Raw genomic sequence first — 24,306 nt, 5'->3', positions numbered from 1 at the left:
TCCAAACGATATTGTTATTTATATAATTTCTAATCAATGAGATTAATTGAGAGGTGAGTCAGAACTCGAGCCTGGTTTACCGTCTTTATTCTCACTTGATTTCACTTCTTGCGGGTTATCCCACGTGCCAATAATTTCATACTCGCTTGAGGCGATTTTGTTTAAAGGATCCTTTAAGATTTTTTGCGCTAAGAAAGCAACAGCACCTACTAATGGTCCTCCTGCTAACGCCGCAAGCGAGACACTATCACTCACATGCGGTAAAACTTTTACTGTTAAGTGTTGAGTTTCTTTTTGCAAGTTAGTTTCACCTTTAATATTGACATCAGCGGCTGGGCCAGACATGACGAAGTTATCACTACGCATCACACCTTTGTCGATTTTAACAGTCGCGTCTATTTTATCAAAAGCAAAGCCATTGCTAAACAAATCTCTAAAGTCCAAGGTCAAGCGGCGGGGCAAGCTTTGCAGGCTGAGTAGTCCTAGCAGTCGACCAACGCCAGGTTGTACTTTTAAAATTTGTCCTTTGTTCATTGCTAATTCAAAACTGCCATCCATACCCGCTGGATTAAACTCATGAGGGCTACCAGGCCAATGCAGTTGTCCTGTGAGTGTGCCGTCCCCGCCTTTAATGGTATCAGGGTAACCCATATTTCTAAGCGTTTTACCTAAGTTCTTAATATCCCAAGTAATAGAAAGAAAAGTATTTGGACTTTTTACCCAGTTATTCCATTGGCCTTCAGCGCTGAGTTGACTATCAGGCGTACTGAGTTTGAGTTTCTGAATGTTCCAATTATCTTTTTGTGGATAAGCAATTAGCTCTAAAGCACCAAAATTTTTCTTTTTAAATTCAAAATTGTCCGCAGTAATATCCAACGATGGGTAATCCTGCTCTAGTCTAACGAACTCTTTTGCTGCCATATCTTTGCTTGTTTTGGTTCGATTTGGCGTAGGTTCTGGTATGGTCAAATTGCTTAGGTGCGCAATAAGTTTTCCATTGTTTTGGTTTAGCCATTGTAAGTCGCCTGAAATTTCCTTACTTTGTATATTGGCATGCAAACCATCTTTATCCGCACTGTTGGATATTTTTAATTGATTGATACGTCTATCGAATATATCTAGGGCATTAATTTTAATGGCGAGTTTCTGTATCGGCATCGTGGAGCTTTGTTTTGACTCTCCAAGTTTTGTTGCCCCAGAGAAATCTTGTATAACACTCCTCCACGCGTCTGCATCAAGATAATCTAAATTGCCGTAAACTTGCAACCCTTTAACATTGCCCAGTTCTACGTTGCTGGTTAACTCGTTGCCATTAATAGCGTTACTTGCTGCATTTGCATTGAGTCTAATACTGGCACGATCAATTTGTAAGTTGTCATTTGCACCAATGCGGACAATTTTTGCAGCCAGTTTATTAGCAAGACTCATTGTAATGGTATCAGTGCTGTCATCCTGCTTTTTATCTAAATTCAAGTTCCAATGTTCATTTGCGGCTTTGTTAAAAGGCGCAGGTAAACGAGAGGTAATACCCACTAAATCTGAACGTACATTGATAGTGACGGTAGGTTTTTGAATTGTGATATCGCTTATCCATTCGGTACTGCCAGAAATGTAATTCGCACCTTTTACCCAAGAGCGATTAATAGGGTCCTGATCCAGCAATGCTTGTTTGATGCCTTCATCACTCAATCTACCTTTAGCGGTAACGTGAACGACTTTATCTTTACCCGAATCAATATTTACGACCACTGGCGAACTGAAGGCATTTGCAGTGATATTTTTTGCTGATAGGCTATTTTCAGTAAATGCCAACGCGCCATTAATATTAGTGAGTGTTGGAATGCTTTCGCTATCCATACTGCCATTGATAATTTGGTACAAGCCTTTGTACTGCGCAGAATCTAAATCTTGCAAGGGGATTTTTAAGCCCAAAGTGAGCTTACCTTGGCCACTGGTTATTAGGTCATCAGTAAAGCCGAGGGTTACCGTTGAAACTGGGCTTTTATTAACAAACTTAATGGCTTCAGCCGTCGGCCCTTTAAGTTCACTTTCAATGCTGAGAATTGGCGAGTCAGCGTCTAGTTGTGCAATAGTGGTTTTGCTCTTAACGATTTGGTTGCCAAATATATGGCCAGCATTTGCATTTAACTCCATGCGTTTGCCTTCAAATAGCAAATCAAGGCCTAAGCCTTCTATTGCTGGCCAGCCAGTGCCAAACTCCAGCGTGCTATTGCTGATTTTGGCAGTGACTCTAAATAGACCTAATTTCTTATTTAAATTATTTTTGCTGTCCACAAACGGAAAGTCTGCTAATCGACCTTTAACTGTCAGATTAATGTCTTCGGCATTGCCAGACAAAATAGAGGTGTCTAACCAATGAGTGGTGTCTTTACCGAGAATAATCGGGTAGTAAAACGAGGCATATTTTGCGTTACCTTTGCCAAATTTACCCGTCAAATCAAGATAGCCACCTTTATTACCATCCATTAAATATTCAGCATTGAGCGTGCCTGCCAAGTGTGGGCTACTGATATTCAGTTGACTCACTTTAATGCTAGTTTCTTTGTCTTTAATACTCCAGCGAATGTCCCCAGTCATTTTGTCTACAGGTATCGGCCAGCGTAATACGTCTTTAAAGTCCAGCTTGGCATTTCGTGTATTAAGTGTGATTTTTCCAGAATTTTGACTCGCCTTAACTTCCCCAGTTAAGTTGTTAAACCCAGGGATTTTTTCGTCAGCGATTATGCCTAGACCAGTAAACTTAGCATTAAGTTGATACCTTCTCTTAATGGATTGATTGCCCTCCCAATTAAATAGCAGATTATCAAGATTGCCAGTGGGTGATAGGCTGTTAATTTTTTGCGATACTTCTGCTGGCAAAGGCAATTGCACTAAATAGGGTTTGATAAAAGCTAAGTCTATATGTGCAAGTTTGAGGTTAAACTTTTCATTTCCTTGCTGGGTTTTAGTATAACTGCCAGCCGCATCTTTTAACGTTAAACCATTGCTAGTGTTAAGCGTTAAGTGGTTCACGCTAAATGATTGCTCTTTCGCAGTGTTTTTCCACTCAAGCTGCCCCACTAATTTGTTTAATATCAGCGGATTAGTATTCGCCTTAAGCTGTAATTGCACATTGTCTAGCGCCACAATGCTAGTGACAGATTGCACTTGATTTTTTGCGAACTCAATCGTGGTTTCCGTGCTGCCAACGCCAGACTGCAAATTCATAGGGTGCGTTATCGTTGAATAGTCAAACCACGGTTTAAAGGCAACCATGTTGGCATTTTTTAATGTGGTTACTAAGCTGCCGTACCATTCAGATAGACGACTAATGTCGTTACCATAGACATTGGCATTAATTGTAATGGGCTCTTCAGTGCCAGCCGAAACAATAGTACTTAGTGTAACGCGATGGTTTTTAATAAAGCTCTTCCATGGCGGACTGACCACTTGCAGATTAAGTTTTTCTAAACTCAAAGCAGGTGCGTTGCGCATTTCATCTAGCCAAATCACTTTTGCATTGATGACTTCAAACTGCGATTGCCTTAATAACCAATTGGGTAATTCTGGTTTGGATTGGCCTTGCATGCTAATGCCTGCTACAAAAATATCTCCATTCAAGTCACGGCGTATGGTTAACTCAGGGGAGCGAATGGTTAGGTTGGCTAAATGCGGCTCGAATAATGGAATACTTAACCATGAGAACGATACATCTGTATCTTTAAGCGCTAATGCAGGGCGATTTTCAGTATCATAAAGATCAATATTCGATAATGATAAATGCGGGTTAAGCCCTTGCCATCCAGCCTTAATATTGCCGATGACCACTTTTTGATGTGTCGCTTGTGTAGCGTAGTGAGCGATCTTGTCTTTGTATTGATTAATGTTTGGGAACACAAAAAATTGAATGACTAGTGCTGCAATCACAAAAATGACAATGATGAAAGATGCAAGCCAAAGCGCGATCCAATAAAGCTTGAGTAGTGATTTTTTGACCATATTTTAGTGAGCTTGCTTTATATTTTTATTGTTTTTAGATGGAATGGATTGCATTTAGGTGTTGTTAGTTTGAAATGATGTCAATTTATGACATTTTACTTCAATATCAAGGTCTAAAGAGGATTAGATACGAAGTCAATTTGGCAAATATAAGTAAAATTTTGTAAATCTTTACAATAATTTCTTAAAGATTTCATAAGACTAAGGTAGTAATAAATTAGAATAGCGTTTTTGGTCAAACGCTGGTTGACCAATTCTTTATTTAATCTCGATTTAATATTGGTCCTCACTTGATTCAATTCAAACAACTCACGCTAGTTCGCGGTTTAAAAGTCCTCATTCAAGCCGCTTCTTTGCAGCTTCATCCTGGCCATAAAGTGGGCTTAACGGGTGCAAATGGTGCTGGAAAATCATCACTTTTCGCCTTGTTACGTGGTGAAATGCAATTGGAATCTGGCAGTTTAGAAATGCCTGCTAGTTGGGTGATTGCCCACGTTGCGCAAGAAACGCCAGCATTGGCGATGCCAGCCATTGAGTTTGTGTTAGATGGCGACGCTGAATTGCGGAATATTGAAGCAGCGCTCGCGGATGCAGAAGCTAATCATAAAGGTGAGTTGATTGCAGAGCTACATCACCGCTTGATGGATATTGATGGTTACAGTGCAAAAGCGCGCGCGGCTGAATTATTAAGCGGCTTGGGTTTTAGTCAGGCTAATTTACAGCAAGCCGTTTCTACCTTCTCTGGCGGTTGGCGTGTACGTTTAAACTTAGCCAGAGCACTAATGTGCCGCTCTGACTTGTTGCTGCTAGATGAACCAACCAACCACTTGGACTTAGATGCAGTGATTTGGCTTGAGGGCTGGTTACAAAGTTATCGCGGTACCTTATTGTTGATTTCGCATGATAGGGATTTCTTAGATGCGATTGTGAACCACATTGCGCATATTGAGCAGCAAACGCTGACTTTGTATCGCGGCGGTTATTCTGACTTTGAACGTCAACGTGCTGAAAAACTAGCGTTGCAACAAGCTATGTTTGAAAAACAACAACGCAAAGTCTCGCATTTGCAAAGTTATATTGATCGCTTTCGCGTGCAGGCTACTAAAGCGCGTCAGGCGCAAAGCCGCATTAAAGCCCTAGAACGCATGGAAATGATTTCTGCCGCGCATGTGGACTCACAATTTAACTTTGAATTCAGAGCGCCAGTTTCCGCACCAGATCCATTATTGGTGCTGGATGAAATGTCTGTCGGCTATAACAACGTTGCATTAATTAAGAATATTGTTTTAGCGATTAGGCCAGGCGAACGGTTGGGTTTATTAGGACGCAATGGTGCAGGTAAAACGACGCTGATTAAGTTACTCGCCAACGAATTGCAGCCTTTAAGCGGCAAACGCGTTGAAGGTAAAGATTTGAATATCGGCTATTTTGCGCAACATCAGTTAGAGCAATTGCGCCCAGATGAATCGCCACTGCAACATATGATAAAGCTTGATCCGCTCACGCGCGAGCAAGAGCATATGAATTATCTTGGCGGCTTTGACTTTAAAGGGGATATGGCACGTTCGCCCTGTGCAAACTTCTCTGGCGGAGAAAAGTCACGTTTGGCGTTGGCTTTGTTGATTTGGACTCGCCCTAATTTGCTCTTATTAGATGAGCCAACCAATCATTTAGACCTTGAAATGCGCCATGCGTTAACCTTAGCCTTACAAGATTACCAAGGTGGCGTAATATTGGTTTCGCATGATAGAGCCTTATTGCGCGCCACCTGTGATGAATTTATATTAGTTGCAGATGGCAAAGCCGAACCTTTTGATAGCGATCTAGAAGGTTATAGTCAGTGGCTAAATGAGCAACGTTTAAAAGAAAAACAAGCGACGCAAGCCGTAGCAGAAAGTCAAAACCCGACTGAAAAATCTAACAAAAATGACCGCGCCGCCAATAAAGCCGAACGCCAAGCTAGAATCGCAGAACGCCGGCCGCTAGTGAAAGAGGTTGAGCAGCTAGAACTTAATATTGCCAAATGGCAAACTGAGAAAAAAACTTGTGATGACCGCTTGAATGATAGCGAACTCTATAGCGCCGCGGATAAAGCCGAGTTGCAGCAATTGTTAAAGAAACAAGCCGAGCTGGCTAACCAAATTGAAATGGCAGAAGAGCGCTGGTTAACATTGCATGAGCTTTTAGAAGCCATGCCAGCATTAGATTAATTCAATCTTCGTCGCCATACTGCGTTGCTCATAAAAAATACTCCATACATATTAATATGCTGCGTCATAATTTTTTAATCGCGCCTTGTCTTGTTTAGAAGCTTGAGTTAATTTAAGCGTATTTATGGTAAAAAACTAATTTAATAAGGTTCAATATGGAAATGCAATACTCAAAACGCATCAAACTCATGCACGCTTTGTGCCTCGCTGAAACATTACGTGACGATGAAGCCAAGCCCAATATGGATTTAGACGACTACGATGCGCTTGCGTCTGCTGATTATTTAAGCTGTTATGTCACTTTTAAGGCGATTCAGGCGGCAGAACGTTCACCGCTGGAAGAGCGCATGGATAACTTTGATATGTTAAGTGTATATCAAGCTTATGCCTTGTTGGCTTATGCGTTTTTTACCACGCCATTAGCGCGTGAAGACATCACACCAAACTTTCAAACTGCCCAAATCACAATCGCAAAAACACTGTTCGCAGGCTTGCCAGATGCGGAGTTAATGGAAATTTTAGAGACGGGATTACAAAAATTCCAGTTGATAGGCGATGCTCAAGTGGATCATTGGTTTGAGTTTAGAGAGAATTTGGATAAACTAACCGTAGCCTTTGTGATTGCTGGTACGGATGATGAAAGCCCGCATGATAAAGAAGACGTGATTCCATTATTTGGTCAGTTATTAAGCCAATTATGTGAAGCTTTTGAAAGCGCATAACAAGCTATTAATTTGTAAAATAAAAAACGCCTATTGAGGATTTCAATAGGCGTTTTTTATTAGCAATCAATACTTTAATTACATATTACGATTTTCTAATGGACGGTTTTGCTGTTTAAAGCGAGTAGGGCGCTTGTTGTCATTATCTCTACGATCATCGCCGTGACCAAAACGGCGTTCTTCCATTTTAAATTCACGTGCTTTTTTACGTTGTTCCGGCGTTAATAGTGCAAACACTTGCGAATCATGGCGCGCCCATGCGAGCACTTTTTCTTTCTCTAATTTAGCCGCTTTATCTGACAATTGCTGTATTTTTGCATCATCGAACTTTTCAGCTTGTGCCGTTTCGCGCAATTCTTTCATTAATTGTTGATGTTGTTTATGCTGATCACGCGTGACTGGAATCTGAGCATGGTTTAAGTTAAATAACTGATCTTTTTGAGCGCTGGTTAAATCCAAGCAGCGTAAATAAGGTGCTTTACCTTCATGCGTATCATGATTTGACTTATCTCCACGCTCACAGCGCGGCTCTTTATCACCATCATGTTCTGCTTGAGCAAGGCTTGCAGCAGGCAATGACACTGCTAAAAACGACGCAAGTAGCATTTGTTTAAATGAAAACGTTTGTTTAAATCTGAATGGGGTATTCATGATCAATCCTTTGTATGATTAAAAATTGCTTAAAGTGTACAAGCCGTGAAGGAGTCACTTTTCATACTTGTTTAAGACGATGCCATTGTGTATTAAGGCAATGTTAAAGCGCGTTAAGTGCATGTAAATCTGAGTAAAGTCAGCTATAAAAGATTGTGGCAAGCTTAATGGCTGGTTATTATGGTTATCCATAATGGTTAACATTGATTTAGGGTTGAAGCCACACATGCAAACAGTATTGCTGATTGATGACGATGTTGAACTTGTAGAAATGCTCAAGGAGTATATTGAGCAAGAAAACTTTAGCGTGCAAGTCGCCCACGATGGGATGACTGGTGCGCAAATGCTGTTAGAGCAAGCGATTGATATTGTGGTGCTAGATATCATGATGCCAAGATTAAACGGCATTGAAACGTTAAAAGCCATACGCCAGCATAGCAATGTGCCAGTGATTATGCTTACCGCAAAAGGTGATAACACTGACCGCATCATAGGCTTAGAACTCGGTGCAGATGATTACGTGCCAAAACCAAGTAGCCCACGCGAGTTAGTTGCGCGCATTCGGGCTATATTAAGACGAGTACAGCCAATAGAAACAACCAACGCAAGCGCAAAAATTTCCATTGGCGCACTTAGTATATCGCCCGCAAAACGTCTGGTTGAATGGGATAATCAGCCCGTTATACTCACCAGTACTGAATATAGCCTATTAGAAATTCTAGCAAAAAATGCAGGGCAAATTGTCTCTAAGCAAGATTTATCGCAACAGGCGCTTGGGCGGCCATTAGCCAGATTCGACCGCAGTATAGATGTACATTTAAGTAGCATTCGCCATAAACTTGGGTTGTTGCCTGATGGGCGACACTGCATACAAACGGTGTTTCGCTCAGGTTATCAACTACTTAAAAGTTAATGCTGCACATGTGTGCAAATTAAGGACAGCATATGGGTCGTTTGTTTTGGAAATTTTTTATTTTCTTCTTTTTAGCACAGTTAACTTCAGTGATTGGTGTCGGCCTAACCGTTTCAATTATGCATGAGCGCGAACAACTTCAGCGCGAACATGAATTTCAAATGCAAGCACAGAATAAAAATTTGTCGGCCTCCGTGCCTTCTAAACCACTTAAACCAAGACATAAGCGTTGGTTTCCACAGACGCCTATTTTAGTTGGCGCACTTGCCAGCTTTATTTTTGCGGCAATATTGGCTTGGTATTTTTCAAAACCAATTAAGCAGTTGCGGCAAGCATTTGCAAGCGCAGCTAATGGCAATCTTAATGTAAGGCTTGGCAAATCTATGGGGTCGCGCCGAGATGAGTTGGTTGATTTAGGCAACGCCTTCGACGTGATGGCCGTTCGACTAGGCGCCTTGTTGCAAAGCCAAACGCGTTTGTTACACCAAGTTTCACACGAGTTACGCTCACCCTTAGCGCGCATGCAAATTGCCGTGGGTTTAGCGCGACAACAACCAGATAAACTGGAATCTTCACTCACACGTATAGAGCGTGAATCGGAGCGCATGGATGCTTTGGTCGGTGAGTTACTCGCGCTTTCTCGTTTAGAATCAGGCGTGATTAAGCTAGATAATGAACCCATCAATTTAAACGAATTGCTCACTAGCGTTATAGAAGATGCGCGTTTTGAAGGTGAAGCAAGAAAGATAACCATAGGCTATGTGCAACATGCTGAAAAACCTGATTCGCCAGTAACTTTGCTTGGTCAGCAAGACTTGTTACACCGTGCCATTGATAATGTGTTGCGCAATGCACTTAAGTACAGCCCCAGCCAATCGCATATTTCAATTACAAGCAAGCTTGAAAATGCGCTGATCAAAATTGAAGTTAACGACCAAGGGGCAGGGGTGGCTAATGACGAGTTGGAGAATATATTTCAAGCGTTTTTTAGAGGTAGTAACACCAATCAAACTGACGGGCACGGCGTAGGTCTAGCCATTGCCAAGCAGATAATAGAAGCGCATGGCGGCACAATTGAGGCAAGCAATATCACTACCGGCGGTTTAAGCGTGAAAATGAAATTACCAGTTTCTTAGGTTTGAATGTCAGTTTGTAGGTCGCCCCACGCAAAGCTAAGGAGCGCGGCTCTCATGGACGATTAGCGAAGCCATCAATGTCGGGAAAAACAACAAACCTTTAAACCACCACGATAATTCGCGTCTCGATTGAGCGCCATGTAATGTGGCGAGTATTCATTTCGCCTCGTCAACCATCTGGATGGTTTTCTCCTCAACCTCTTTAGCAACTTGTGCTAACACGGCATCCTGAGATAGTGCTGAAAGCATTTGCACTGGTTTAATAAGACCAATCATCGTTTTGCCTTTCTCTGTAAACACCGAGATACGACACGGCAGCGCCATGTTCAGACGCATATCGGTTGACAGAACTTTAGCAGCCTGCCCCGGATTACAGACTTCAAAAACCTTGCACTGCTCATCAAATGCAATGCCTTTACTGCGAAGTGTGATCCCCAAGTCGTGGACATGCAGTACCCCGAAGCCATGACGTTTAACAGCTGATTCAAGGTCTGCCGACGCTTGGTTGAATGATTTATCGGTTTCAACTATGTAATACATGAATCACCTCGATTGTAGTATCAGACACATACCGTTTGAATTAAGGGGCACGCTTTCACTCAGAATAATGTACTTTAGCACATATATTCTGTGGGGAAGCCAAATGCTGGCTTAGCACGTCCCGCTTGACCAACGGGTTAGGGAGTAGCTTGCCAAGAAATATCAATTTTTCTATGGTGAGCTGCGCAATCTCGTAAATATAGATTGATTAGACTTTGATACGGCATGCCAGCCTCCTCTGCCATTTGCTTGAAATAGCCAATAACATCTTCGCCCAGTCTCATTGTGACTGACTTTTTGAGTTTAGTCGCGTAAGGGTTTTTACGCGACTTCATTGTTGATAAATCATATTCAGTTTTCATGGTTTAATTCCTTGATAATATTTTCCTTCGTTTTTTGTGGCTTTTCTTGCTGAGATGATTCTGATAGTGTTGCTTGCCTTGGTCTCGCTCGCAATGACAAACAATTAAAAGGCGAGCCTCATCGCTAAAGCCAAGCATTAAAAACCTATCTTCTGCCTGAGAACTATCTTCATTAAAGAATTGCACAGCAAACTCATCGTAAAAAACGGATTGAGCTTCTTCAAACGAAACACCATGTTTCTTTTGATTTGATGCTGCCTTAATTGTATCCCACTCAAACTTAATCATAAATACATTGTATGTACATTATAGGGATTGTCAAGAAGCCCTAACGTTTGGTTAAGGGGCGGGCTTGAACCACTTGTTAGGCTTCCCGTGCTGCTAGAGCGATTTTATCTTTTAGTGCGTCACAGGCTGTTCCAAATTCTAATTGAGCATCACTGATCGGCTTGAGAAAAGCTCCACCTGGCTCACCGCGGCGATAGGCAGACTTATGCTCTGCTTCTATAGAGTTAATATGCTCTCGCGTTTTAAGCGTGGCGTCATATGCGGGTTGTACTTGTTCCCCGTAAACACCAATGATCATTTCAAGGCGGTTGAAGTCAACGCGATTAGATGAGTTTTCATTTATAAGAGTGTCGAGGTATTGGTTGTAATCGGTATGTCCTTTCATTACGAGGGACAGATTCATGTAGTTGCTAAACATACCGTTTTGCCATTGACAAACCAAAAGGTACAGCTCTTCGAGGCGTTCTTTTGCTAGTTGCTGGCTCTGTAGTCGCTTTTCGTGCTCAAGCTGTAGTTTCAATTGCTTTCTGTTAGAACTGTTGGTTAGCCAGACGCCAAGAGTTGTAAGCAATGAGCCAAAGATTACTCCTAATAGGCCCACCCAGGCCCCTGAAGGTACTGCGCTTAGAATGTTCCACATGTTTCCATTTGCCTAACGTCAAATTGAGGGGCAGCCCGCTTTTGGGCTGTCCCTCTCGAATGTCAGGTTATGCCTTTTTGGATATTTCATCGACAAGCTCTTCAATTGATGCACCCGAAAAGCCGTTGTCATTTCGCCAGTCTCCTGTAGTACGCTTTTGAACACAATGGACATCTTCGCGCTCAACGATCCGATAGCTTGTTTTTCCAAAAAGAATAGGCGCTCCGTCAACAACTCTCCAATCAAGTATTGATGGGCGGAGCTCATGAAGTTTTGCCATGAACGAAGATGAGTTTGCAAAACGCTGTGCACTATCCACGTGGCACGCCTTCCGTATAAGTCGTTTCAGAGTTTGAGGTACCCAAGGGGGAAGCGACGAAAGATTTAGTACTTTACCGACAACAATTTGTGACCGAATGCACTGATCAACAAACTCACTCTGATCATCAGGCAGTATGATCGATTCGTAGTGCTCGAGCTCGCGACGAGAGAGCCATTCCCGACCATCGTATGGAAGGGCTCCACCAGCTAGTTGGTATAAGACGATACCGGCTTGGTATATATCACCCTCGATGCCGTAACTATTTTTAGTAATACTCTCTGGCGGACGATATAAAAGAGAATGGCTGGAAGCGGGGATGGATGTTGCGCCCTCTGGAATTTTCTTGACTGACCCAAAATCACCAATTACGGCTTTGTTGTCGTCTGAGATGTATATGTTCGCTGGCTTGATGTCACGGTGAAGAAACTGCTTTGAATGGAGATGGCTTAGGCCAGATAAAATCTGATATGTGTAATCGATGGCCGCCATGTTGCCCAGCGATGTTGTCTCAAGTAATTCGTCAAGGTCGCCGTTGGCACAGTTTGGCGTAACAAAGTATGCCCATCTGTTGTCCAATAATGCCGCATCTTGAATTTTAAGGACGTTGTCTGCTTCAATTTGAGCAAGCTGCTTGGGTTCAGCGTGGAACTCAGCTTTGCCGCCCCAATAGTAGAATTTCACCGCTAGGCTTTTCTCAGTTATTCGATTAGTTCCAAAGAAAACGTAACCGTTAGCAGCCTTCACGTCCTCTTTCGTAAATGCAATGTTTTTTGATAGTTCACGTAGCGCCTTTTTGATCTCGGGTGGCGCATTGGTGCCTTCGATATACAGCGTACTCACTCAGCTGCCTTCATTAGAGCCGCACATGCAGTGAGATATGCATCGTGCTGATACTTGTTCAGCGTGGTGGGAATGACAAAGGCGTGTTTTCGTATTTGCGCACTGATCGTTTGAGGGGAAAATAACATCACTTCGCAGTTAGCGAGCATCTGTAGGATGCCCTCGATCTTAAATGTTGTTGGGCCTCCAGCGAACTCCCCTTTCTTGCCACGTTTCTTGATAGCGATATGCTTAATGTCATTGTCTCGAATGAAACCAGCGGCTAATTCAAAAAATGACTGCACATTTTTCGATTCATCGTCATCGGCAAGAGCAATTTTTTTTGTATCAATCGGAACGTGAATTAGCTTGCCATTTGTGAAGCGTGTTATGGCAAGTATTGCTTCACTGCCTTTGATATCAACTCCGCAAATTTTCATACGGTCTCCTTGAAGGCATAACATTTGAGTTAAGGGGCACGCTTTAGCGTGTCCCGCTTGAACGATGGGTTAGAGCATATGTACATTATCCTAACTCCTTTCTGGCATCATCATTAAGATACAACTTTACAAGTTCCAAGTTGTTCAAACCAGAATTACTAAGACCTATATCCTCTCGTATTGCGAAATATAGGGAGTTAACTGACATGAGAAGTTTTTTTGTGTCTCCACTTTCTGACACGTTTTCAAATTCAATTTGAGCTTTTATAACTTTTGGGGAGCCCCATAGCAATATGTCTGCCTTGAATTTAAATAAATAATGAATTAGCTCTTGGCTGTCGGGCTCTTTCAAAGCGAGATTTTGATTTGATGAACCAATCATTCGAGAGATCATGTCAATAAAGCTTTGATATCTCTCTACTTTTTTAAGACGGTGCGCCTCTTCCGATGAGCGCTTACGCTCATGTGCCTGACTAATTAAAACTGCCGATATGCCAACTAAGATTGTAGCCATGGCACCAATAATTGCAGCAACAACTTCAGGACTAGCAACCGCTACAGCAACACGAAATGCGTTTATTAGAAGCCATGCCCCATATATAAAGCCACCAACTAGAGAAAGCCCTAGAATAAATTGAAAGACCTTCTGTGTCTTAGCGTTCATTTTTTTGCTCTAACGTATATTAGCTATCCTTAATGATGAAATAAAATCCATCATGGATGCTTTTTGTTTAAAAAAATTGTACAATAGTTTATTATTTTTCATATACTTATTGCTATTTAGTACATCCTAAAATTATATGGTTACTATATCAACTTCAGAAGATGCACCTAAGTTACTTAACTTGGTGCGTAATGAAATTCGGCTTAAGCATTACAGTATTCGCACTGAACAAGCTTATGTAGATTGGATTAAACGCTATATTTTGCATTTTGGCAAGCGCCACCCTAGCGAGTTGGGTGCGGAGCATGTGGAGCAGTTTTTAACTTATTTGGCGGTTGAAGGTAAGGTTGCCGCTAGCACGCAAAATCAAGCAAAAAGTGCATTAATATTTTTGTATAAAGAGGTGCTTGGGCAGTTGTTGCCGTGGCTGGACGATATTGAGCATGCTAAAACGCCTAAGCGCTTGCCTGTGGTACTCACCAAGCAAGAAGTGCAGGCAGTTTTGCGTGAGCTAAATAACACTAATCATCTGATTGTAAGTTTGCTTTATGGCACGGGAATGCGCATTTTAGAGGCTTTGCGTTTGCGCGTGAAAGATATTGATTTTGCCCGTAAAGAGATTTTAATTCGCGATGGTAAAGGTTTTAAAGATAGGGTGACCATGTTGCCAACCTCGCTGGTGCAGCCCCTGCAGGCGCATCTAGCAAGAGTAAAAGCTTTGCACGAGCAAGATTTAGCCAAAGGATATGGCGCGGTGTATATGCCGCAAGCTTTGGGTAGAAAATACTCTTATGCGGCCATAGATTGGTCGTGGCAATATGTATTTCCATCTGCTAAGTTATCGATTGACCCGCGTAGCGTGAACGAAAGCGGGCAGGGCGTTACGCGCAGGCATCATGTGCAAGATCAAGCCATTCAGCGCGCCGTGCGCCAAGCAGTGGTGAACGCAGGCATTACCAAACCAGCTACGCCGCACACTTTGCGCCATAGTTTTGCTACACACTTGCTTGAAGGTGGCTACGATATTCGCACGGTGCAAGAGTTGCTAGGGCATTCTGACGTGAAAACCACCATGATTTATACGCATGTACTTAATCGTGGTGGGCGCGGTGTGTGCAGTCCGCTGGATGGTTTGTAGGAGCGGCTTGTAGCCGCAAACCAAAAGCTATTCGGGGCTACAAGCCCCTCCTACATTATTCTGGGCTACATTTCTAGAAAATACTTTGTGCTCTCTGCAAATTCGTCATGCCGTTTGTGCGCAGATGACGGTGAAGTATTAGTGATTAAACTCGCCCGATAAGTAATACCAGTTACCATCTATGCGCTCAAACTGGCTTGTTTCGTGCAATCGTTCAGCTTTCCCAGCAGTTTTGTAACGCGCAACAAACTCTACAATCGCGGTTGTTTCACTTGTATTTTCGGTGCGTTTAATTTGTAACCCAAGCCACTTGGTGGGCGGCTCCTCTGCTAAGTTAAGCGGGGCAGGGCGGGTGCTAGGGTGCCAACTTTTGAGTAAATAGTCTTCTAGCCCCAGTACAAATGCTGTGTAGCGTGAACGCATTAAAGCCTCGGCTGTGCGTGCACTCATGCCCTTATGTAAGGGCTCGCAACAAGAGGTGTAGGATTTACCGCTTTCGCAAGGGCAAGGGCTAGTCATTTAAATTCATTAAATTGCATACTAAAGTGTAGTCAAGTTGAGATTAGGCGCTCTGACGAAGACAGTGCACTTAGTGCGGCTAGAAAGCACAACCAGGTATCAGCTTGAATAACTTTTGTATTAGTTAAGCTCACGTGTTTCTAAGAATTCTATATCAGGATAACGCTCTTGCGCCATTTGCAGGTTCACGCGGTTTGGGGCGAGATAAACGTATTCATCTGCGCCATCCAGCGCCACGTTAAAGCCGTACTTATCTGCAATGGCTTTTAAGTCAGAATCTTTGCCGCGTAACCAGCGTGCGGTGTAGCAGTCGTATGGTTCAAATACCATGTCCACGCTATATTCATGTTCTAGACGATGCGAAACCACTTCAAATTGCAGCATACCCACAGCGCCTAAAATTAAATCGTTACTTAATAATGGACGAAATAATTGCGCAGCGCCTTCTTCAGCCAATTGTTTTAGGCCAATTTGCAGTTGCTTCATTTTCATTGGGTTTTTAATGCGCGCGCGGCGGAAAAACTCTGGCGCAAATGATGGAATGCCAATGTATTTTAAATTTTCGCCTTCACTAAATGTGTCGCCTACTTTAATCGTACCGTGGTTGGGTATGCCGATAATGTCGCCCGAATACGCTTCATCCATCGTGGTGCGGTCTTGCGCCATAAAAGTAATGGCATTATTCACGGCTATTTGTTTATTGGTACTCACTTGCTTGATTTTCATGCCACGCTCAAAACGGCCAGAACACACGCGTAAAAAGGCAATACGGTCACGATGTTTTGGGTCCATATTCGCTTGAATTTTGAACACAAAGCCTGAGAATTTATTCTCGTCTGGCGGCACAGGGCGCGTTGCGGTGTTGCGTGCGAGTGGTGCGGGGGATAAGTCAACTACCGCATCCAGCAAGGATTGCACGCCAAAGTTGTTAATCGCAGAACCAAAGTAAACAGGCGTTTGTTTACCATTTAAATAACGCTCGGCATCAAAGGCATGCGATGCACCGCGTACTAACTCAATATCAACACGTAAGTTTTCTGCCACATGGCCTAGCACTTCATCTAAACGCGGGTTATTAAGCCCTTGAATCACCTCAGAAGTGCCTTTTTCTGCACGTGGATCAAAGAATGAAATCGTGTCAGTATATAAATTATAAACGCCTCTAAAGCCTTTACCCATACCGATTGGCCAAGTCATAGGCGCACATTCCATGCCTAGCGTGGTTTCAATTTCATCTAGCAATTCAATTGGCTCGCGGCTTTCGCGGTCTAGCTTGTTAATGAAAGTAATAATTGGCGTATCGCGCATGCGGCAAACATTCAGCAACTTGATAGTTTGCGCTTCCACGCCGTTCACGGCATCAATCACCATGACGGCGGAATCGACAGCCGTTAATGTTCTATAAGTATCTTCCGAGAAGTCATCATGGCCTGGGGTATCCAGCAAATTCACCATGTGTTCACGATAAGGGAATTGCATGACAGATGAAGTCACCGAAATTCCGCGTTGTTTTTCAAGCTCCATCCAGTCCGATGTTGCATGGCGAGAAGCCTTACGCCCACGTACTTCACCAGCCACTTGAATCGCGCCACCGAACCATAATAGCTTTTCAGTCAACGTAGTCTTACCAGCATCGGGGTGAGAAATAATGGCAAATGTGCGGCGGCGTTTGATTTCGAGTTGTAACGGGGTTGCGGGCGATGACATGGTGAACTTTAATCTTTGAAAAATGCTAAAACGACATTTTACCTTAAATTAGCTGTTTAACTTACAGCTAGCTACTTTGGCATTTGCGCTATCAAAGATTTATGGTTTGTTGAGTGATTTAAAATCTCCTTCATGGGCAATTCGCACTAAATCCAACAGGTTAGTCGCGCCAGTTTTATGCATCACTTTTGATTTATGAATCTCAACAGTGCGATGACTAATACCCAGTTGCCTTGCTATTTCTTTGTTAGAGTGACCCTGCACCGCAAGTGCCATTACATCACGCTCACGTTCGGTAAGTTCGGCCAAATGTGATTGTACGCTTTCATTATTGGCTCTTATATTGAGCATTTTTTCACATTCTAAGAGTGCAAATCGCACGCATGTCATGAGTTTTTCGCGAGTGACGGGTTTGGTTAAAAAATCGACTGCACCTGCTTTAATAGCGCGTACGCTCATGGGTATATCGCCATGCCCAGTGAGGAAAATGATAGGCATTTGAATGCGATGTTTTGTAAGCATATCTTGTAGTTGTATACCATCCATGCCGCTCATGCGAATATCAAGGATGGCGCAACCCAAGCGCTCCGTTTGAAAACTTTCAAGAAAATCTTCGGCGCTTTCAAACGTACTAACGGCAAAGCCTTCCTGCGCCATCATTAAGGTTAGAGAGTCCCGTATTGCGGGATCATCATCAATAATAAAGATAGTAGCTTCAGCACTCATTAATTATTTTCATTTAGCAATTTATGTTCACTTAGCAATTATGTTCAACCAGCAAAAGGTAAAGTAAAGTGAAATGTAGCGCCAGGTTTGTTGTTGTGTTCTAGCCAAAGTTGACCGCCATTGGCTTCTGTCAGCGCGCGGCTAATGGCCAGACCCATGCCTATTCCTGTTGGTTTGGTGGTGAAAAATGGTTCAAAAATATGTCTTGCGGTTTCAGCATCTAAACCTGGGCCGCTATCTTGTATGGTCACGTGTGCCATATTAATTTTTTGATTAGTGCGAACTGTAATTGAAATGGCTGAAGACGGCACACTTGCTCCACGCATGGCTTCTACGGCATTTCTTAGTAAATTCACTAATATTTTTCGTACTTGAGTTTCATTGCCTAACACTTCTGGCAGAGCAGGTTCTAACGAGAGCAGCGGGCTAAAGTCGCCGTAACCATCACCTTTCGCAATATTCAGGGCTTCATTTAATACATGATTCAACTCAAAACGCTCCGTGACCAGCTCACCTTTTTGCATAAAAGCCAGCAACTCGTGCAGACTTTTGCCCGCTCGCTGCGCTTGCGTTACTGCACCTTCCAGCGCCCGTTTGAGATTTTCTGAGTTAAAGTTGTTGCTATCAAGCGCGTGCAAAGCCACTTCACTATAGGCGGAAATGGCGGCAAGTGGTTGGTTAAGCTCATGTGCTATCGCTGATACGGTTTGATATGCCACTTGCTGTTTGAATAGCGATTCCATTTCTGCACGTTGTTCTTGCAGTGTTTTTTCTAGAATTTTTTGATCAGTTATATCTCTGGCAATGCCCAGCAGGCGAGTGGCTTGTCCATTGGTAAAGTGAATACGTCCCATGGTTGTTATCCAGCGTTCAACGCCATCGTTGGCGTTTCTTACTCGATAATCTACGCTATATTCACCATTGCTCGCAGGGTCAATAGCGCGTTCAATCACGGTCTGCCTTGCAGCGCGGTCATCGGGGTGTATGGCCGCCACGAATTTTTTATAAGAAACAGTTTCTTCAGATTCTTCGCCCCAGATATCGCGCATACGCTCATCCCAGTGAATAATGTTATTGCGATAGTCAAAATCAAATACACCTAATCCAGCGGCTTCTTTAGCTAAGCGCAATCTTTCTTCACTAATTTTTAATGCTTCTTCAACTTTTCGGCGTTTGTCTGCAATATGAAGTGTCGCTAAAACAAATTGCCGATCACCCGTTTTTATCGGACTTAAACTAATATCAACGGCCAGTTCGCTGCCATCTCTGCGTAATGCAATTAAATCTCGACCTTTACCCATCGGGCGCTTCTCAGGATTTTTAGCATAAGTATTTCTGTGTAGAGAATGCTGGTTACGATAGCTATTTGGCATTAAGGCCTCAATTTCGAGACCATTTATTTGTTCGAAAGAATAGTCAAGCAAGTTAAGTGCAACCTCGTTGGCTTGCACTACACGACCACTCTCATCTACTAACAACATCGCATCTGCTGCCGCATCAAATAGCGTTTTGACACTTAAGTTTGATAAAAATGAATCATTCACCATGACGAATCTTGAAATAAGTAGGTCAACGAATATCCTCTATATTAAAAGTGCTATACGATTCATTTTAAGTCTACGATAAAAGCTGAATCATTGTCTATGATTCATACCGCATATAAGGGTTAGCCCTTACGTGTTCGCACTCATTTACTCAGCTTAGCGACTACTGTAAATTGCTCAGATCGACGGTACGTTCCCAAGCAACCACGGGTTGCAGAATCTCTCTTAAAGTTCTGTGCCGTCGATCTTCTTTTTTACTTAATGGAGGAATTATGGAACTTTCTACTGTAAATGAATTGCATGCAAAAAACCATATTCCTGTGTTTGGTATTGAGTCTAAAGCTGAGTCTGTAATTGACACAAACTCTAAAAGTGAAGCTAAATCTAAAAAGGAATCCATTAACAGAAGCAAAAATTCTAGTAGTGAGAATACTAGTGACGAGGATAAACGTTTTCTAGTGGCAGAATCAGCTTATTATAAAGCGCAAGCAAGAGGATTTGAAACAGGTTATGAGCTAGAGGATTGGCTAGCAGCAGAAGCTGAGGTGATGAAATGAATACCACCGCACAAATTGAATACATCGATTTTTCAAATCAAGCTAAGGAAAATGCTTGTTTATGCCGTAGCGAGCAAGAAACTGCGGTGTTAACGCTTTACGAAAACGGCACCATACGCGATTGTAATCAAGCCGCGGCTGAGTTGCTAGACTGCAATCCCAGCAAACTTACATGGCGGCATATCTCTACTGTCATGCCAGAATTAACCGAAGATAAATTAATGCAAGGTGAAAAAGTTAACCCGCACTTACGTTTTCTTTCCCACATTGGCTATGGCTTTGAAGTAGTAGCTTTTAATGGCGAGCATTTTTCCTGCGCATTATTTTTTAATGAAGTTGAAAGTTTCGGACGTCATTGCTTGCGTTTGATTATTCGTCCAATTACTCAAGATTTAATACCTTCTTAAATATCGCTAAAGACTAAATACATTCACCGCTCCGCCACCTGGTGCGGCGTTCCACTTTGTTAGCTCTCGGTAAGCCCCAGCAGCGCCTGCACCGTCTGAATCCTCAGTTAGCCCTAAGTTGATAGCAATGCCCGCCCAACCACCTATGCCAGACATCACACCAACATATTGCTTGCCTTTGTTTACGTAAGTGAACGGGTTGCCAATGACACCAGACCCTACCTGAAATTGCCATAGATTCTTGCCCGACTTCGCATCAACCGCTTTAAACCATCTATCCAAGGTGCCATAAAGTACTAGATTTGAGCTGGTGGCTAAAACGCCACTCCAAATAGAATATGGCTCTTTTTTATACCACGCAGCTTTCCCCGTTAAGCCGTTCCAAGCCATAAACCCACCAGTCACGCCATCTGGCCCAGGGTGCATGGTTAAACCTGCACCTACCCATGGCTGACCCGCAGTGTATTTAGCTTCTACGACATCGTAATCCATACATAAATGATTAAGCGGTACGTAAAATAATTTGGTTTTTGGTGAGTAAGCGGTTGGTTGTTGGTCTTTTACGCCGAGCGCAGCGGGGCAGATATTTTTAGTTGTAGTATCTTGGTGTGCAGAATATTTAGGGTCTTTTTGCGGAATGCCTGTAGTCAAATCTACACTCGTTGCCCAGTTCACAAACGGGTGCATTTTCTCAGCGACTAACAAGCTGCCATTGGTGCGGTCAAACGTATAGCCGAAACCGTTGCGGTCAAAATGCGTAGCAAGTTTTTTGTGATTCGCATCCCACAAAATCACCTCATTAATGCCGTCATAATCCCACTCGTCATGCGGCGTCATTTGGTAGCCCCATTTTGCCATGCCGGTATCAAGGTCACGTGCGAAAATTGTCATCGCCCATTTATTATCACCTGGCCGCACATCAGCATTCCAAACCGATGGATTACCAGTGCCGTAATAGACTAGATTCAGTTTAGGGTCATAAGAAAAATAGCCCCACACAGGGCCGCCGCCGTGTTGCCAACCATCTTGATTAGCTTGCGGTTTCAGCCAAGTTCTAACGCCTAAATCAGGCTCAGGAAATTTGAGTTGCTCTTTTGTCAGCGCTTTAAATGAGCCATCTTCTTTGTTGCCGCCATTCACATCTTGGTAAGTAGATAAAGCCGAGTAGTACGGATTGGTTTCGTTAAAGCCAGCGCCAATTAGTGCTTCACTATCAGGCCCTGTGCTGTAAGCTTTCCAAGCTAAGGAGCCATCTTTGATATTGTAAGCCGCAATAAAACATCGTACGCCGTATTCGCCACCACTACAGCCTGTGATAACTTTATCTTTCATCACATGTGGTGCGTTGGTGTTACTCGCACCAGTTTTAATGTCATTGACTTTGGTTTGCCAAATCAGCTTGCCAGTTTTTGCATTTAGTGCGACCAATATGCCATCATTTTGCTGCAATAAAATCTTGCCATCGCCATAGCCTAAGCCGCGATTTACCGTATCGCAACACAATAAAGCCTGCGTTTGCGGGCCTTGCTTTGGAAAGTAAGACCATAGTATTTTTTGGTTGTTATTAAGATCGAGCGCGTAAATGTTATTGGGAAAAGCCGTATGCACATACATTGTGCTACCTAACACAATCGGTGAGCCTTCATGACCGCGATTTACACCTGTTGAAAAAGTCCAAGCCAGCTTGAGCTTGTTAATGTTATTGGCTTTGATTTGATGCAAGCCGCTATAGCCAGTATTGGCGTAATCTTTGCGCGGATGCACCCATTGCTTATCATCTTGTGTGAGCTTTTTATAATCATCCGCTCCATGGGCTGACGATATTAATAGGCTAAATAAGCCTAAGAAACTTAGGCAATTGCGTGAAAATGGGGGCATGAGATTTGATGTGCTATTTACGCATTAAAAAGAAGGCTGCTAGTATTAGTGCAATCAATACTAGCAAGCCTTCCATGGTTTCAGTACTTTGTCTAAGCTAACTATTTAACAACTTCTTTGAGCTGATCCAAAATCGCGGGGTTATCCAGTGTAGAAATATCTGAAGTGATTTCTTCACCTTTAGCTAGGCTGCGTAATAATCTGCGCATGATTTTACCTGAGCGCGTTTTTGGCAAATTATCACCAAAACGAATTTCGTCAGGTTTAGCAATCGGGCCGATTTCTTTACCCACCCAATCCCGCAACTGCGCGACGATTTTTTTCAATTCTTCACCTTCAGGACGCGCGCCTTTTAGCACCACATAAGCAACAACAGACTCACCTTTTATATCATGCGGTTTACCTACTACTGCGGCTTCAGCCACTAATGGATTTGAAACTAAAGCGGACTCAATTTCCATTGTGCCTAAACGGTGGCCTGAAACATTGAGAACGTCATCAATTCGACCCATGATGGTGAAATTGCCTGTTTTAGCATCACGCACAGCACCATCACCCGCTAGGTAAATTGTGCCACCTAAATCGATAGGGTAGTAGCTTGATTTGTAACGTTCAGGGTCATTATAAATAGTGCGAATCATTGAAGGCCACGGTTTTTTAATCACTAATAAACCGCCTGTACCCCAAGGCACGTCTTTACCTGTTTCATCCACTACATCAATATCAATGCCTGGGAATGGTAATGTGCATGAGCCTGGCACTAACGCCGTAGCGCCTGGTAAAGGTGTAATCACGTGACCGCCAGTTTCTGTTTGCCAGAAAGTATCCACAATTGGGCAATGGCTGCCACCAACGTTTTCGTAATACCACATCCAAGCTTCTGGATTAATCGGCTCACCTACTGAACCAAGCAGACGCAAGCTGCTTAAATCATAGCTCTTAGGGTGTGTACTGGCGGTTGTTTCAGCCGCTTTAATGAGCGAACGAATTGCCGTTGGCGCTGTGTAAAAAATACTCACTTTATGTTTTTGAATCATTTGCCAGAAACGACCCGCATCAGGGTAGGTTGGAATGCCTTCAAATATAATTTGCGTCACGCCCATGGCGAGAGGGCCATACGCAACATAGGTATGGCCTGTAATCCAGCCTACGTCTGCCGTACACCAAAATACGTCATTGTCTTTAATGTCAAATGTCCAGCGCATGCTGTTCATCGCGTGTAGCAAATAGCCAGCTGATGAATGTTGCACGCCTTTTGGTTTGCCTGTGCTGCCTGAGGTGTAAAGTAAAAATAGCGGATGCTCGGCACTTAACATGACTGGTTCACAGGTATCTGCTTGCCCAGCAATTAAATCGTGCCACCAAATGTTATTGGCGTTCCCATTTTGATTCCAGGCAATCTCTTGCCCAGTTTTTTTCAAAACAACCACATTTTTAATCGACTCACAGCCACCCATTGCGATACCTTCATCTACCGCAGGTTTTAATGGAAGTGCTTTGCCGCCGCGAAATTGACCATCAGAAGTAATCACGGCAACCGCACCTGCGTCAATAATGCGTTCGTTCAGGCTTTTCGCTGAAAAGCCGCCGAATACGACTGAGTGCGTTAAACCTAAGCGGACGCAAGCTTGCATCGCCACTACGGCATCGATACCCATCGGCAAGTAAATAATCACGCGGTCGCCCACGGAGAGGTTGAGCTTTTTTAAGCCATTCGCAAATTGGCAAACGCGGTGATATAGCTCTTTAAATGTGACGTTAATCACAGTGCCGTCATCGGCTTCAAAGATAATGGCGATTTTGTTAGGGATAGTATTGAGGTGTTTATCTAGGCAATTGGCTGAAACATTCATTTCACCATCTTCAAACCATTTATAAAATGGGGCATTATCCTCATTAAGTGTTTTAGTGAATGGCTTGTTCCACACTAAAAGCTCACGTGCCAATTTCGCCCAAAAGCCTTGATAATCGTCAGTTGCCTCTTTGCATAAAGCGTTGTAGGCTGACATACCAGAGACGTTGGCGTTTTTTACAAAATCTGTGCTTGGTTCAAATACGCGATTTTCTTGAAGAACTGACTCAATTGACATGCTTAAAACTCCCTTTAAATCACTTTGATCTATT

At 43.1% G+C, this 24,306-nt stretch carries 22 protein-coding genes; 7 read left to right on the top strand and 15 right to left on the bottom strand.

Annotation, left to right across the window (positions count from 1 at the left end; translation table 11 throughout):
- Positions 1-42: 42 nt before the first annotated feature.
- Complete coding sequence (locus tag PSV17_RS01060; RefSeq protein ID WP_300478672.1) at positions 43-3,999, bottom strand: YhdP family protein; 3,957 nt, start codon at positions 3,997-3,999, stop codon at positions 43-45.
- 290 nt (positions 4,000-4,289) lie between these two features.
- Between PSV17_RS01060 and PSV17_RS01055 the strand changes: the two genes are divergently transcribed.
- Both PSV17_RS01055 and PSV17_RS01050 read left to right on the top strand, forming a co-directional pair.
- Positions 4,290-6,209 (top strand): ATP-binding cassette domain-containing protein, encoded by a 1,920-nt coding sequence (locus PSV17_RS01055; RefSeq protein ID WP_300478669.1) that lies wholly within the window; start codon positions 4,290-4,292, stop codon positions 6,207-6,209.
- A gap of 155 nt (positions 6,210-6,364) precedes the next feature.
- Positions 6,365-6,931, top strand: a complete 567-nt coding sequence (locus tag PSV17_RS01050; RefSeq protein ID WP_300478667.1) for a hypothetical protein — start codon at positions 6,365-6,367, stop codon at positions 6,929-6,931.
- Positions 6,932-7,009: 78 nt separating this feature from the next.
- Here the strand turns inward: PSV17_RS01050 and PSV17_RS01045 are convergent, their stop codons facing one another.
- Entirely contained in the window at positions 7,010-7,582 is a 573-nt protein-coding gene (locus tag PSV17_RS01045) for a Spy/CpxP family protein refolding chaperone (RefSeq protein ID WP_300478665.1), read from the bottom strand.
- A gap of 226 nt (positions 7,583-7,808) precedes the next feature.
- Here PSV17_RS01045 and PSV17_RS01040 point away from each other — a divergent pair, with 226 nt between their 5' ends.
- Positions 7,809-8,495, top strand: a complete 687-nt coding sequence (locus PSV17_RS01040) for a response regulator (RefSeq protein ID WP_300478663.1) — start codon at positions 7,809-7,811, stop codon at positions 8,493-8,495.
- 32 nt (positions 8,496-8,527) lie between these two features.
- Positions 8,528-9,631, top strand: coding sequence for an ATP-binding protein (locus PSV17_RS01035; RefSeq protein ID WP_300478661.1), 1,104 nt, complete (start codon positions 8,528-8,530; stop codon positions 9,629-9,631).
- Between the two features lie 156 nt (positions 9,632-9,787).
- Here the strand turns inward: PSV17_RS01035 and PSV17_RS01030 are convergent, their stop codons facing one another.
- The 7 genes from PSV17_RS01030 to PSV17_RS01000 form a co-directional block, all read right to left on the bottom strand.
- On the bottom strand, positions 9,788-10,171 hold the full coding sequence (locus PSV17_RS01030) for a DUF302 domain-containing protein (RefSeq protein WP_300478658.1): 384 nt from the start codon (positions 10,169-10,171) through the stop codon (positions 9,788-9,790).
- A gap of 137 nt (positions 10,172-10,308) precedes the next feature.
- Positions 10,309-10,533: a CopG family antitoxin gene (locus PSV17_RS01025; RefSeq protein WP_300478655.1), complete on the bottom strand. Its 225-nt coding sequence runs from the start codon at positions 10,531-10,533 to the stop codon at positions 10,309-10,311.
- 3 nt (positions 10,534-10,536) lie between these two features.
- Positions 10,537-10,821 carry a BrnT family toxin gene (locus tag PSV17_RS01020; protein ID WP_300478652.1) on the bottom strand — a complete coding sequence of 95 codons (285 nt, stop codon included), beginning with the start codon at positions 10,819-10,821 and terminating at the stop codon, positions 10,537-10,539.
- A gap of 76 nt (positions 10,822-10,897) precedes the next feature.
- Positions 10,898-11,461, bottom strand: a complete 564-nt coding sequence (locus PSV17_RS01015; protein WP_300478650.1) for a hypothetical protein — start codon at positions 11,459-11,461, stop codon at positions 10,898-10,900.
- A 67-nt stretch (positions 11,462-11,528) separates the two neighbouring features.
- Entirely contained in the window at positions 11,529-12,623 is a 1,095-nt protein-coding gene (locus PSV17_RS01010) for a protein kinase (protein ID WP_300478648.1), read from the bottom strand.
- The gene (locus tag PSV17_RS01005; RefSeq protein ID WP_300478645.1) at positions 12,620-13,042 is read right to left on the bottom strand and encodes a DUF3010 family protein; all 423 of its coding nucleotides are present in this window, start codon (positions 13,040-13,042) and stop codon (positions 12,620-12,622) included. Before PSV17_RS01005 ends, PSV17_RS01010 begins: the two co-directional genes overlap by 4 nt.
- 85 nt (positions 13,043-13,127) lie before the next feature.
- Complete coding sequence (locus tag PSV17_RS01000; protein WP_300478642.1) at positions 13,128-13,706, bottom strand: hypothetical protein; 579 nt, start codon at positions 13,704-13,706, stop codon at positions 13,128-13,130.
- A gap of 136 nt (positions 13,707-13,842) precedes the next feature.
- Between PSV17_RS01000 and PSV17_RS00995 the strand changes: the two genes are divergently transcribed.
- The gene (locus PSV17_RS00995; protein WP_300478639.1) at positions 13,843-14,844 is read left to right on the top strand and encodes an integron integrase; all 1,002 of its coding nucleotides are present in this window, start codon (positions 13,843-13,845) and stop codon (positions 14,842-14,844) included.
- A gap of 138 nt (positions 14,845-14,982) precedes the next feature.
- On the opposite strand, the gene PSV17_RS00990 is transcribed toward PSV17_RS00995, so the two are convergent.
- From PSV17_RS00990 to PSV17_RS00975, 4 genes are all read right to left on the bottom strand, one after another.
- Positions 14,983-15,363 (bottom strand): YchJ family protein, encoded by a 381-nt coding sequence (locus tag PSV17_RS00990; protein ID WP_300478636.1) that lies wholly within the window; start codon positions 15,361-15,363, stop codon positions 14,983-14,985.
- Between the two features lie 120 nt (positions 15,364-15,483).
- Positions 15,484-17,070, bottom strand: a complete 1,587-nt coding sequence (locus PSV17_RS00985; RefSeq protein ID WP_300478633.1) for a peptide chain release factor 3 — start codon at positions 17,068-17,070, stop codon at positions 15,484-15,486.
- A 99-nt stretch (positions 17,071-17,169) separates the two neighbouring features.
- Positions 17,170-17,796, bottom strand: coding sequence for a response regulator (locus PSV17_RS00980; RefSeq protein ID WP_300478630.1), 627 nt, complete (start codon positions 17,794-17,796; stop codon positions 17,170-17,172).
- A gap of 44 nt (positions 17,797-17,840) precedes the next feature.
- Positions 17,841-19,343: a PAS domain S-box protein gene (locus PSV17_RS00975; protein WP_300478627.1), complete on the bottom strand. Its 1,503-nt coding sequence runs from the start codon at positions 19,341-19,343 to the stop codon at positions 17,841-17,843.
- 269 nt (positions 19,344-19,612) lie between these two features.
- Here PSV17_RS00975 and PSV17_RS00970 point away from each other — a divergent pair, with 269 nt between their 5' ends.
- Positions 19,613-19,897, top strand: a complete 285-nt coding sequence (locus tag PSV17_RS00970) for a DUF2934 domain-containing protein (RefSeq protein ID WP_300478624.1) — start codon at positions 19,613-19,615, stop codon at positions 19,895-19,897.
- Positions 19,894-20,304, top strand: coding sequence for a hypothetical protein (locus tag PSV17_RS00965; RefSeq protein WP_300478621.1), 411 nt, complete (start codon positions 19,894-19,896; stop codon positions 20,302-20,304). The genes PSV17_RS00970 and PSV17_RS00965 overlap by 4 nt, the downstream gene beginning before the upstream one ends.
- A gap of 6 nt (positions 20,305-20,310) precedes the next feature.
- On the opposite strand, the gene PSV17_RS00960 is transcribed toward PSV17_RS00965, so the two are convergent.
- Entirely contained in the window at positions 20,311-22,182 is a 1,872-nt protein-coding gene (locus PSV17_RS00960) for a methanol/ethanol family PQQ-dependent dehydrogenase (RefSeq protein ID WP_300478618.1), read from the bottom strand.
- 101 nt (positions 22,183-22,283) lie between these two features.
- Positions 22,284-24,272 (bottom strand): acetate--CoA ligase, encoded by a 1,989-nt coding sequence (gene acs, locus PSV17_RS00955; RefSeq protein WP_300478616.1) that lies wholly within the window; start codon positions 24,270-24,272, stop codon positions 22,284-22,286.
- Between the last annotated feature and the right edge of the window lie 34 nt (positions 24,273-24,306).

Origin of the sequence: Methylotenera sp., from assembly GCF_029946165.1 — a bacterium.
In the GTDB taxonomy this organism is placed as follows: Bacteria; Pseudomonadota; Gammaproteobacteria; order Burkholderiales; family Methylophilaceae; genus Methylotenera.
This window is presented reverse-complemented; position numbering and strand designations above follow the sequence as displayed.